General features: G+C 71.8%; 8 protein-coding genes and 1 pseudogene. 8 read left to right on the top strand and 1 reads right to left on the bottom strand.

The annotated features are described in order from the left end of the window. Window positions 1-176: 176 nt before the first annotated feature. From BQ9890_RS11180 to pheA, 5 genes and pseudogenes are all read left to right on the top strand, one after another. A pseudogene (locus tag BQ9890_RS11180) lies at window positions 177-818 on the top strand (DedA family protein); the annotation flags it as partial. Window positions 819-1087: 269 nt separating this feature from the next. Further along, complete coding sequence (locus tag BQ9890_RS11175; RefSeq protein WP_075891561.1) at window positions 1088-3463, top strand: DUF6541 family protein; 2376 nt, start codon at window positions 1088-1090, stop codon at window positions 3461-3463. Window positions 3464-3668: 205 nt separating this feature from the next. Then, window positions 3669-4325 carry a response regulator transcription factor gene (locus BQ9890_RS11170; protein WP_075891560.1) on the top strand — a complete coding sequence of 219 codons (657 nt, stop codon included), beginning with the start codon at window positions 3669-3671 and terminating at the stop codon, window positions 4323-4325. A gap of 205 nt (window positions 4326-4530) precedes the next feature. Then, a complete protein-coding gene (locus tag BQ9890_RS11165) occupies window positions 4531-4749 on the top strand; it encodes a hypothetical protein (protein WP_075891558.1) in 219 nt (72 codons plus the stop codon). Window positions 4750-4862: 113 nt separating this feature from the next. Beyond that, the gene (gene pheA / locus BQ9890_RS11160) at window positions 4863-5897 is read left to right on the top strand and encodes a prephenate dehydratase (RefSeq protein ID WP_075891556.1); all 1035 of its coding nucleotides are present in this window, start codon (window positions 4863-4865) and stop codon (window positions 5895-5897) included. A gap of 190 nt (window positions 5898-6087) precedes the next feature. Here pheA and BQ9890_RS11155 read toward each other — a convergent pair whose 3' ends face one another. After that, on the bottom strand, window positions 6088-7350 hold the full coding sequence (locus tag BQ9890_RS11155) for a diacylglycerol/lipid kinase family protein (RefSeq protein WP_075891554.1): 1263 nt from the start codon (window positions 7348-7350) through the stop codon (window positions 6088-6090). A gap of 156 nt (window positions 7351-7506) precedes the next feature. Here BQ9890_RS11155 and serS point away from each other — a divergent pair, with 156 nt between their 5' ends. The 3 genes from serS to BQ9890_RS11140 all read left to right on the top strand — a co-directional run bounded on the left by serS (window position 7507) and on the right by BQ9890_RS11140 (window position 10809). Then, window positions 7507-8784, top strand: a complete 1278-nt coding sequence (serS, locus tag BQ9890_RS11150; RefSeq protein WP_075893100.1) for a serine--tRNA ligase — start codon at window positions 7507-7509, stop codon at window positions 8782-8784. Window positions 8785-8815: 31 nt separating this feature from the next. Beyond that, window positions 8816-9721, top strand: a complete 906-nt coding sequence (locus tag BQ9890_RS11145) for an HAD family hydrolase (protein ID WP_075891552.1) — start codon at window positions 8816-8818, stop codon at window positions 9719-9721. Between the two features lie 83 nt (window positions 9722-9804). Further along, on the top strand, window positions 9805-10809 hold the full coding sequence (locus tag BQ9890_RS11140) for a LacI family DNA-binding transcriptional regulator (protein ID WP_075891550.1): 1005 nt from the start codon (window positions 9805-9807) through the stop codon (window positions 10807-10809). Window positions 10810-10937 lie beyond the last annotated feature (128 nt).

Genomic DNA, 10937 nt, shown 5'->3' with positions numbered 1-10937 from the left:
CACCAGCCCGCGTCGGACCTGCGCCTGCGCGCGTCGGACACGCACCCGCCCGCGCCACCCCTCGCCTGCCCTCGTCGGACCCGCGCCCCGGTGTGCCGTCCCACCCGGCTACTCTGGGCCGCACGGACTCTGCCCCCCACGGAAGGCCAGCGGTGCTCAACCACCTCCTCGTCCCCATGCCGTTCGCCACGCCGCTGGCGGCGTCCTGGCTGGACACCGTCATCGGATGGTTCCACGACCCCGAGACCCTGTTGGTCGCCATGGGCCCGTGGGTCCTGTGGGGGACGCTCCTCATCGTCTTCATCGAGTCGGGGGTGCTCTTCCCCGTCCTGCCCGGGGACTCCCTCCTCTTCACCGCGGGACTGCTCCACGAGCGCCTCGGCCTCCACCTGCCCACCCTCATCGGCCTGACCTTCGTCGCGGCCTTCCTCGGCGCCCAGGTGGGGTACTGGCTCGGCAGGCGCTACGGGCGGCGCCTGTTCAGGGACGACGCCCGCTTCCTGCGCACCGAGCACCTGGACAAGGCCGAGCAGTACTTCGTCCGCTACGGGGGCCGCTCCCTGGTGATCGGGCGTTTCATCCCCTTCGTGCGCACCTTCATCCCGCTGGCTGCGGGCATCGCGCGTTATCCCTACGCGAAGTTCCTCGCCTTCAACTCCCTGGGCTCCCTGCTGTGGGGTGTGGGCATCACCTACGCCGGGTCCGCGCTGGGTGGGGTGCAGTTCGTCCACGACAACCTCTCCGTGCTGGTCATGCTCATCGTGCTCGTCTCCCTGGTGCCGATGGGCGTGGAGGTCCTCCTCCAGCGCCGTCGCGCCCGCGCCGAGGCGCTCGCGGCGGGGGCGGAGGCCGGCGAGGTCGTCGAGGAGGCCGTGGAAGTCGTGGAGGACGCCCTGGACGGGGTCGCGGGCGGGGCTCCCGAAGGGACCACCGGAGCCCTCGACGGGACCCGGGGCGCCACCTCGGTCACCCCGGATCCGGACCTGCCCGGGCATGACCGTGCGCGCAGGCGGCCCGACGGGGCAGAGTAGGGTCATCCGGTCACCGGGTCCTTCCCGGTGACCCCGTCGAACGAGGTCGGTCACGAATGCTCGCGTGGTGTGTGCTCCTCCCGGTGCTGGCGGCGATGGTCGCCGCCATGGTCCTGCCCGGTTACTTCTGGGTGCGGGCCACCGTCCGTTCCTCCGTCGTCGCCGCGGCCGTGTCACCCGCACTGACACTTGCCGTCATCACTGTCCTCTCCATCGCCTACCACGCACTGGGCATCGCCTGGTCGGGGCGGACGGTACTGCCGGTGCTGGCCGTTGTCGCACTGCTCGGCGCCGTCGTGCTGCGCCTGCGCATGCGCCGCACCCCCCTCGTCGGTGACCTCATGGGCGACCCCGTCTCCGTGAGGCCGCCGTTGCTGGTCGACGCGCCCTCGTCGCGGGCCTACCGGATCCTGCCGCGGCGCACGCGGGTGGCGACCTGGTGCCTGGTGGCGGTGGGGTGGCTGGTCGCGGTGCTGCCCCTGGTGGTGACCGCCGACCCGGCGGACCCCGTGCAGCAGTGGGACCCCGTGTTCCACCTCAACGGCGTGTGGACGATCCTCCACACCGGTGAGGCGCAACCCCACGGAGCTCTCGCCCCCCTCTACGGAGGTCGGGCCGTCACCTACCCGATCGCCTGGCACGCCTTCACCGCGCTCTTCGCGGTGCCGACCACCGTTGTCCAGGTGGCCAATGTGACCAACCTGCTGCTCATGGGCATCTGGGTGGTGGGGTGCACGGCCTTCACGGCGGTCGTGTCCACCTCGCGGGTCGCGGTGCTCGCCGCACCCGTCCTGGCGGGGTGCACGCTGAGCATGCCGGCCGACGCGCTGACCATGTACAGCCAGTGGCCCAACGCCACCGGTGTGGCCGTGCTGCCCGGGGTGGCCGCCCTCGCCGTCGTCCTCGGGCGGCGCCTCACCCGCTCGACCCTGGCGGGACTGCGGGGCGTGGTCGGTCACCTGCCACTCCTGGGGATGTGGGTCCTGGCGGTGGTGGGTGCGGCAGCGGCGCACCCCTCCGCGGTGTTCAGCCTGTACGCGGTGCTGCTCGCCCCCCTGCTGGTGGGCCTCTGGCGTCTGCTGCGACGCTCCCTGTGGCTGCGCGACAGGGTCCTGGTCGTCGTGCTCGCAGCCATCGGGGTCGGAGTGGTCGCACTCCCCCTGTGGGTGCTCACCACCGAACAGTTGCGCGCCATGGGCTCCTACCCGCGCCACGGGCAGGGGTGGGCGGCGGCCTTCTCCCACTTCCTCACCCCGTTCCCGCCCTTCGACTCCACCCCGGGGCTCGCGACGACGGTGACGGTGTTCGCCCTGCTCATGGCCGCCGGTGTGTGGGCGACGGTCTCGGCGGTGCGCACCTGGGACCAGCTCGCCGCGGCCTCCTTCCCGGACTGGCGTCTCCCCGGTGGACCGCTGCCGTCCACCGGTGCCCGACCCGCCGACGAGGGCGACGCCCTCGTGCGTGTGGTGGGGGATGACGGCGATGACGCTGCGTCGGAGGGTGCGGTCGCCGGCTGGGCCGCCGATGGGGCCGCCGGTTCCGGGACCGGTCAGGGAGCGCTCCTCACACCGGAGGGTGCCGGTGGCCTGTCCCCCGACGCCCCGCGCGCCGAGCGGGTGCGGATCTGGGAGGAGCGCCGCGGGGAGGTCCGGGCGACCCTGGGGTCGCGACCCCTGCTGTGGCCCATCGCCTCCTTCCTGGTCCTGGCGGCGATGACGTTCCTGGCGTACGCACCGGACAGTGCGCTGCGCACCTTCCTGCTCGCCCCCTGGTACATGGACCCGCGTCGCATCATGGCTCCCCAGAACCTGACGATGGTTCCCCTGGCGGCGCTGGGCTTCGAGTTCGTCGTCAACTGGGTCCGGTCCCAGAGGGTGCGCAGCGAGGACGAGCACCACTCGGCGGGATCCCTCTGGCGCATCGGGGCGATCCTGGGTGCGTGGTTGCTGGCACTGAGTCTCGGGGGCGCCATGGACGCCCGCATCCGGGCGGTCACCGTCGTCTACGACGCCGATCACCTGGGAAAGGCCGGGATGGCCACCTCCGCCGAGCTCGACATGCTGCGCCGCATGCCCCGGACCCTGCCCGCTGATGCCCTGGTGCTCGGCGACCCGATCGCGGGGGCCGCCTACACCGAGGTCATCGGGCAGCGACGCGCCGTCTTCCCGCAGCTGTACCAGACGCTGGGGGACTCCCACGCCCAGGAGGTCCTGGTGCAGCGCTTCAACCAGATCCACACCGATCCCGAGGTGTGCGAGGTCGTGCGGGAGCTGGGCATCACGCACTTCTACATGGACGCCGACGGTTGGTACTACCAGTTCAAGCGCTCCGAGCGGTTCCCGGGTCTGTACGACGTGGACGTGACCCACGGGTTCGAGCTGGTGGACGACGGTGGGACGGCGAAGCTCTTCAGGATCACCGCCTGCGGCTGAGGGCCCGGGACCGCTCCGGTCGACCCGGTCTCCCGGGGCGATCACGTCCCCACCTGTTGCGGGGCGGGGGAGACGGTGATTTCCTCTGAGGCACGAAGGAGTTCCACCCGGTCCGGTCATCCCGTCCGGGCCCGCGGTCCCTGGGTCCGGCCCGTGGCCCCGGCCCCGCTGGTGGTGACCGTCCGGTGCGTCGGAGAGGGAGGGCATGGGCGGAGTGCCGGTTCGCGAGCAGGTCTCAGTGTCCGTCGTCAATGACTACCCGGTGATCGTCCGTGGGGTCGCGCAGCTGCTGGAGGGGGACTCCCGCCTCCGTGTCGTCGAGTTCGCCGCCGGCGTCCAACCGGTGCGGCGTGTCGACGTGGTGCTCTTCGACTGCTTCGCGGCACGGGATCCGGAGACGGATGTCTCCCGACTCCTCGTGAACCCGCGCTTCGACAAGGTCGTCATCTACTCCTGGCACGAGTCCGACCAGGAGATCGGACGGTACCTGGCGTTGGGCGTCCACGGTTACGTGTCGAAGAAGCTGACGGGATCCCAGTTGGGCAGCGCCTTGGTGCGGGTCGCCGGCGGCGACTGCGTGGTGCTCCCCGCGGTGGGCGACCGGGAGGTCCAGATGCCCGACTGGCCGGGCCGCGACGCCGGACTGACGGCGCGGGAGGCCCAGGTCGTCGCACTGATCACCCAGGGCATCACGAATGAGGTCATTGCCGAGGCGTGCGGCCTGAGCATCAACTCCGTCAAGTCCTACATCCGCACGGCCTACCGGAAGATGGGTGTGCTCAGACGCAGCCAGGCGGTGGTGTGGGGGGTCCGCCACGGCATGCTCCCCGAGCCGTTGCGGGAGGAGGAGCGCTCAGGCTGAGCGCTGTCCTGCGCCCCCGGTGCAGGAGGACGGTGCGACCCGTCGCGTGGACCCGTTCAGCGCTCCCCACCCCCAGGGGTGTACCGGGCGACGGGTGAAGTCCGTACCTTCTCGAGAGGGCAGTGCCCGGTTCCGCCGGATGTGGAGCGGGAGGTCCTGGTGGACCGGCCCGCAGCGCGGGGGACGAGGGGGAAGAGGAACCGACATGGAGACCCGATCCGTCGAGCAACTCGACAATGACAAGCACCCGGGGCTCGGCGGTCCCGTCGATGCAGGTCCGGACCCGACAACGCTCTTCGCCCACGTCGACGGCAGCGCCTGCAGGACACTCGGGACGGGCGGGTGCCAGGAGTACGTACGGGACGAGGTGCCCACCGGGACCCCGGGGCCGGGGACCTGGAGCCGCCACACTCCTGTGTCCTGAAAGAGTGTGCATCGGCCCGGATCACGACCGGACCGGCGGTGCCGCCCCGGGGACGGTCGTCCGGGTGACGGGTCGCGCCCACGACCCCGCGTCGCCCTCGTTACGCTGGTGGGATGCACGAACCCACGGCCGCCACGAACATGCCCGGCCCGCACCCTGCGGGCGACCACGTCCGCATCGCCTTCCTCGGACCCTTCGGGACCTTCACCGAGCAGGCCGTGTGGCAGGTGGCGCCCGCCGGGGCGGAACTGCTCCCCGTCCCCTCCGCCCCCGCTGCCATGGAACTGGTGCGCCGCGGCGAGGCGGACCGGGCGGTCGTCCCCATCGAGAACTCGATCGAGGGTGGGGTCAACGCCACCCTGGACGCGCTCTCCCGCGGTGAGCCCCTGGTCATCGTCTCCGAGATGGTCGTCTCGGTGACCTTCCAGCTGGCGGTGCGCCCCGGGACCCGGGCGCAGGACATCCACCGCATCGGCACCCACCCCCATGCCTGGGCCCAGTGCCGCCACTGGGCGGAGGAGACGTTCCCCGGCGCCCTGCACCTGCCCGCCACATCGACCGCGGCCGCCGCGGAGCTGCTCGCGCAGGGGGACGCCGGCTTCGACGCCGCCCTGTGCAACGCGACCTCCGTGGAGCGCTACGGCCTGGAGGCGCTGTACTCCGACGTCGCCGACAACCCGGGCGCCGTCACCCGCTTCGTCATGGTCTCCCCCCCGGGCGCACTGCCCCCGCCCACCGGTGCGGACAAGACGACGATCCAGGTCGCCCTGCCCCACAACGAGGCCGGTTCGCTGCTCGGCATGCTCGAGCAGTTCAGCGCCCGCGGCGTGGACCTCTCGCGCATCGAGTCACGCCCCTCGGGGGACCACCTCGGTTCCTACACCTTCTCCATCGACATCGTCGGCCACATCGCCGAGGAACGCGTGCAGGCGGCCCTGGTCGGGCTGCACCGCTTCTCCCCCGACGTGCGTTTCATGGGCTCCTACCCACGCGTGGACGGGGTCCGCGCCAGGATCCTGGAGGGCACCTCGGACGAGGACTTCCGCGTGGGGCGTGCCTGGGTGGCCGGGATCCTCCACGGCGGCGACGGGACCACCCTCTACGAGGGTGATGCCAGCTGGCCACTGGGAGGACACACGGGGCACTGACCCCCGAGTGTGCTGAAATGCACCCAGTTTCCTCCTCGACGAGGAGGCCCCGAATGAGGGCGGGAGCATCGATGCAGGTCAGGGGCTGACAGCGGGACGCGTGGCACTGCCTCCGGCTCCGGGCTCGGGGAAACTGGGTGCATTCCTGCACACCGACCCGGGAGACTGTGCGGACAGAGCGCTGCCGGGGTCAGGCGACGGCGATGTCCAGTGCTCCCGCGTCCACACGCACATGGGCGGTGCGCGCCCGACCTAGGGCATCGCCGTCGACCTGGACCACCTGGGGGCGGTCGACGTGCACGGAGGCGGAGGGCGCCTGCCGGAAGGCGATCTGGCCGGTGGAGGTGGGCATGTCGAGTGGACGCAGGCCCACCCCCTGGACCAGGACCTTCGCGGCCAGGTCGGCCCAGCCGAGCAGACCCGCCTGGGTGTCCACGGCGATGATGTCGAGCAGTCCGTCATCGGGGTCCGCATCGGGTGCGAGCACGATGTAGGGCAGCTCCCCGCAGTTGGCGAAGAGGACGGTGCGGGCGGTGAACTCCGTGGTCTCGTCGGCGGAGTCACCGGGTGCGCCGTCGTCGACGGTGGCGGGCCCCGACGCGGCGACCCCCTGCTCGGCGGGTCCTGCGGGCCCGGCGGGATCGTGCAGGGTGAGGCGGCAGCGCATGCGGCGCGTCCGCAGGGCCGTGAGTGCTGAGAGCACGTAGGCGGGCCACCCCACGCTCTTCTTGAGCTTCGGGTTGGTGTTCGCCATGGTCTCCCCGTCGAAACCGAGGCCCGCGATGATGGCGTAGGCGTACTCGTCGCGCTGTGGTTCCCGGACGCCCTCGGGCAGGGAACGCACCGAGGGGGCGTCCGCAGCGGCCAGCAGACCACCTTCCGCGGGGATCCCGGAGGCCTCCTCGACATCCTCCATCCGCAGCCAGGCGAGGTCGACGCCGCGGTGGTCGGGGCCCAGCGCCACGGCGACGGCGCGGGGCAGGTCGTCGATGGGCAGTCCGAGGTTGCGGGCGAGGAGGTTCCCGGTGCCCACCGGGATGATCCCCATGCGGACCCCCGAGTGGGCGAGGCCGGCGGCCACCGCACGCACCGTCCCGTCCCCACCTGCGGCGATGACGACGGAGGCTCCTTCGGCGAGGGCGCGCACGGTCTGGCCGGTGCCCGGGTCCTCGGGCGTGGTCCCGCGCCAGTGGACGTGGGAGATGCCGTGCTGGAGGGCCAGGTCGTCGACCTTGGCGCGGAAGTCGTCGGGGTCGGCGAACTTCGAGGGGTTGAACACCACCCAGGGCCGGGGGCGGTCACGGTCCACGGCGTCCGCGGTGGCGGGGTCCAACAGGGCGCCGTTGCGCGCCGCGTTGCGGGTGTCCCGGAAGGTCAGCCACCTCGACAGTGCCGCGGAACCCACGGCGAGCAGGAGGGCGGTGGCCAGCCAGATGAGGGCGACTCCAGTCATGGGAGGAGCCTATCGGGACCGGTGCCCCGGGGCGTCCCGGAGGGGAGACACACGGTGGGGAGGAGGTCCGGGTGGACCCGGCGCGGGGCCCGGGGGAGAGTCGGTGCGGTCGGGCGGAAGCGGTGGCGGGTGGGGGCGCTGTCCTACCATGGGCACATGATTGATGTGCGCGCCCTGCGAGACGACCCCGAAACTGCCCGTGCCTCACAGAAGGCCCGGGGCGCCGACCCGGAGCTGGTCGACCGCATCATCGAGGCTGATGCCGCACGTCGTGAGGCCCTCCAGACCTTCGAGTCCCTGCGGGCCACGCAGAAGGAGGTGTCCCGCTCCGTCGGGAAGGCCTCGCCGGAGGAGCGTCCCGCCGTCCTGGCGCAGGCCAGGGAGCTGGCCGAGGAGGTCAAGGCCGCGGACTCGCGGGCCGGCGAGCTCGACGCCGAGGCCGACCGCCTGGCCCGCTCGCTGCCCAACATCGTCGCGCCGGGCGTGCCCGTGGGTGGTGAGGACGACTTCGTGGTGCTGCGCCACGAGGGTCCCGAGCGCCGTGACTTCGCGGCCGAGGGTTTCACGCCCCTGGACCACCTGGCCCTGGGCGAGGGCCTGGGCGCCATCGACGTCAAGCGCGGGGCGAAGGTCTCCGGGTCGCGCTTCTACTACCTGACGGGTATCGGTGCGCGCCTCGAGCTGGCGCTGCTGACCATGGCGCTGGACCAGGCCGTGGCCGCCGGCTTCACCCCGATGATCACCCCGACCCTGGTCACGCCCGAGGTCATGGGCGGCACGGGCTTCCTCAACGAGCACTCCGACGAGATCTACTACCTGCCCGCCGACGACCTCTACCTGACGGGCACCTCCGAGGTGGCGCTCGCCGGGTACCACATGGGGGAGATCCTCGACCTGTCGGCCGGACCCCGGCACTACCTGGGTTGGTCCACCTGCTACCGCCGTGAGGCGGGGGCCGCGGGCAAGGACACGCGCGGCATCATCCGCGTGCACCAGTTCAACAAGGTCGAGATGTTCAGCTACTGCCGGCCCGAGGACGCCGAGGACGAACACCGACGTTTCCTCGCCTGGGAGGAGGAGATGCTCGCCAAGGTCGAGCTCCCCTACCGGGTGATCCACACCGCCGCGGGCGACCTGGGCACCTCGGCCGCCCGCAAGTTCGACTGCGAGGCGTGGTTGCCGACGCAGGAGCGTTACATGGAGGTCACCTCGACCTCGAACTGCACGACGTTCCAGGCGCGCCGCCTCGGGATCCGGGAGCGCCGGGAGGACGGTCAGATGCACCCCGTGGCCACGCTCAACGGCACCCTGGCCACCACCCGCTGGATCGTCGCCCTGCTGGAGAACCACCAGCAGGCCGACGGCTCGGTGCGGGTGCCCGAGGCCATGCGTCCCTACCTAGGGGGACTCGACGTGATGGAACCCCTCAGGTGAATAGACGTGATGGAACCCCTCAGGTGACCAGGTGAGCCAACCCCTCCTCACACCCCCGCCCTCGGGTGTGCCCTTCGTCCCCTTCGCGGAGATGGTCGAGACCGCGAAGCAGTCCCTGCCCCCCGACCTCCCCGGTGACCTGCGGCGGGTGATGGTGGCCGTGGACGTGGACGGCACCCTGCTGCGCCCCGACGGTGCCTCACCGCGCGTGCGGGAGGCCTACCACGACCTGGTCGACGCGGGGGCGACCGTGGTCATCGCCACGGGTCGCGGCGTCAATGCCGTGCGTCCCGTGCTCGGGTACCTGCACTCGGACCGTGGGTGGTCGGTGTGCTCCAACGGCGCGGTCCTGGCCCACTGGGAGCCCCGCGGGGGGACCGACGTGGAGGTCCTCGCCGAGCACCGCTTCGACCCCGCGGCGGCGATCAGGTCCCTGGAGTCCAGCGTCCCGGGAATTCTCCTGGGCGTGGAGGTCACGCACCGGGGGTACCTCGTCTCCCAGCCCTTCCCCGTCGGGGAACTCGCCGAGGCCGGCATCGTCTCCCCGGTGCGCGACCTGAGCGCCACCCCCACCCCGAAGCTCATCGGGCGTGCACCCTGGATGGATCGCGACGAGTTCGCGGAGCGGGTGGAGGGCTCGGACCTCGGTGTCCGGCACGAGTACGCCGTGGGGTGGACGTCCTGGGTGGACGTCGGCCCCGAGGGCACGACGAAGGCGACCGGCCTGGCGGAGCTGGCCGCCGAGTTGGGCATTCCCCGGGAGGGGACCGTCTCCGTGGGTGACGGCACGAACGACATCGCCATGTTGCGCTGGGCCCACCACGGGGTCGCCATGGGGGGTGCCACCGAGGAGGTCCGCGCCCACGCCGATGCGGTGACAGGACCGGTGGAACACGACGGTGCCGCCGCCCTCATGCGGGCGATCCTGGAGCGCTGAGACCCCACGTCCCTCGCGTCGGTGCGGGGCACCTGCTCCGACGCGCGTTCCTCCACGGCCGGCTCCCGCGATACGCTCGCGCCATGGGATCGACGATCGATGACGTCGCCGCCAGGGCAGGGGTGTCCACCGCGACCGTGTCGCGCGCGCTGCGCGGGCTCTCCAACGTGTCGGACCAGTCCCGTCGGAAGGTCCTCGCCGCCGCCGAGGAACTCGGCTACGTCGTCTCCCCCTCCGCGCAGGCGTTGGCGACCGGGCGCACCGGCATGGTTGCGCTCGTGGTGCCCGACTTCGACGAGTGGTTCCCCTCCAGCGTCCTGGAGGGGGCGCAGCGCCGACTCCAGGCCAAGGGTGTCGCCACGATGGTCCACTCGGTGGAGTACGTGCGCGGGAAGCCGCACTTCTCCATCGACATCGACCCCCTGCGCCGTCGCGTGGACGGCGTCCTCGTCATCTCCCTTCCCCTGGTGGGTGAGGAGATCGAGGACGTGGAGACCCTGGGGGTGCCCGTCGTGGTGGTCGGCAACGCGAACCCGCCACTGGCGTCCGTGACCCTCGACGACGTGGAGGTGGGGGTGATGGCCACCCAGCACCTCCTCGAACTCGGCCACACCGCGATCGGCCACATCACGGGCGCACTGGACGAGATCAGCCCCAACATGCCGGCGGGGGCGCGCATGGAGGGCTGGAGACAGGCGATGTTCGGAGCCGGTGTCGACCCCGAGGCCGACCTGGTCGAGAACTCCTACTTCGACATCTCCGGGGGCCACGACGCCATGATGGAGCTCCTGGACAGGCGCCCCGACATCACCGCCGTGTTCGCCGCCGCCGACTGCATCGCCGTCGGGGCGATGCAGGCCCTGGAGGAGAGGGGTCTGGGGGTGCCCGGCGACATGTCGGTCATCGGTGTCGACGGGGAGTACCCACGGGAGCTCCTGCCGCTGACGACCGTGGTCCAGGATCCCGGTCTCCAGGGCCGCATGGGTGCGGACTCCCTGTTGAGGATGATCGCGGGTGGGGCGGTGTCGGGGACGCAGAGGGTCCACGGGATGCTGCGTCCCGGCCACACGACCTCCGTCCCGCGCTGAGAACCGTGGTCTCCCCGGCCTGACCGGGTACCACGGTCCTGCACGGTGGGGGCGGGACCGACCCGGTGCCCCACCGGCGGTGGCCCGCACTGCGTTACCCAATCGAAACCCGTCCCGCTTGACCCACT

Origin of the sequence: Actinomyces provencensis (assembly GCF_900155435.1) — a bacterium.
Classification (GTDB): domain Bacteria; phylum Actinomycetota; class Actinomycetes; order Actinomycetales; family Actinomycetaceae; genus Pauljensenia; species Pauljensenia provencensis.
The sequence above is the reverse complement of the archived record's forward strand: the minus strand, read 5'-3'. Positions and strand labels throughout refer to the sequence as shown.